The sequence below is a fragment of the Mesorhizobium sp. M7A.F.Ca.US.006.04.2.1 genome (genome assembly GCF_004022915.1).
GTDB lineage: Bacteria > Pseudomonadota > Alphaproteobacteria > Rhizobiales > Rhizobiaceae > Mesorhizobium > Mesorhizobium ciceri.
Window position 1 is genome coordinate 1 of record NZ_RZQA01001335.1, and the last position, 1,053, is coordinate 1,053.

The following is a 1,053-nucleotide window of genomic DNA, read 5'->3' on the forward strand; positions in this document are numbered from 1 at the left end:
CGTCCGCATCGAGAAATTCGCGGCAAAGGCCTTTGGCTTTGCGGTGGCTCGGCAGCGGCCGGAGCCTAATACTGCGCCCTACTGGGCCGTGGCCAAGTGCAAGGGCGGCTGGCGGGTCGAGCTTGCCTTTGCCGATGACGACATCGACTGGGCGGGCTTTGCCGGGTCGCTGTTCGGTACGTCATTGGGTGCCGAAATATCAGCTTATCACGACCGCGACGCCGGCCAGCACCGCATCGCCGCCTTCGACGACGACCAACTGTCAGGCGCCTTGTTCGTCGCGCCCGGCCCGGTCGCCGTGTCGCGCGGCTGGGCGGCGGAACAGTTGAGTGCCGATCATGTTGATCGGCGCAGCAGGCTGGCGATCGTGGCCGGGCGGCCGGGCGGGATCGACGTCGATCGCGGCGCCATCGTCTGCTCCTGCTTCGGCGTTGGCGCCAACCAGATCGCGGAAGCGGTACGCCGCGGCTGCGGCAGCGTTGCGGCAATCGGCGCGGCCCTGAATGCCGGCACGAATTGCGGCTCCTGCCGCGCCGAGATCAGGGTCATCATCGACGCACAGAGCCTCCAAGCAGCCGAGTGATCGTCCTGACCAAAGGGGCCTGCGCGACGGTGCTGGTTGGGCTATGGTGGCTCAGGCGTGCTACGTCGCGCACGAATCATCCTCAGTCAGGGTCATCCAATGGCAAATCCTCCGCGCCGACCGACAAATCCGATGGCGGCCGCCGAGGCGGCTTTCAAGCCGATGAAGAGGCCGGCTGCCCCGGTCCGAGAGCCCACGGCCGCTCCAGGCGTCAGAGAGCTTGTTTCGATCCGAATCGACCGCGCCGTGCTGGACCATTTCCAGGAGGATGGACCCGGCTGGCAGGACCGCATCAACGACGCCTTGCGGCGTGTGATAGAAGGCAAGCCGATCGTTACCGGGGGTGATCGTTCAGACGACGAGTAGCGGCTGTTCCAGCCGGCTCACGCTTCGAAGTGCAGGATATAGAGCTTGCGCGTTTTCTCGTGGATCGTCCATTCGCCTTTCCAGCCTTTCGGCAGCACCAGCAT

Annotated in this window: 2 protein-coding genes; both read left to right on the forward strand. The window is 65.4% G+C overall.

Annotation, left to right across the window (positions count from 1 at the left end; all coding sequences use genetic code 11):
* On the forward strand, positions 1–583 hold a 583-nt coding region (locus EN925_RS37100), incomplete at its 5' end, for a (2Fe-2S)-binding protein (RefSeq protein WP_206633169.1).
* 99 nt (positions 584–682) lie between these two features.
* Positions 683–949 (forward strand): BrnA antitoxin family protein, encoded by a 267-nt coding sequence (locus EN925_RS37105; RefSeq protein ID WP_013530463.1) that lies wholly within the window; start codon positions 683–685, stop codon positions 947–949.
* Positions 950–1,053: the final 104 nt, after the last annotated feature.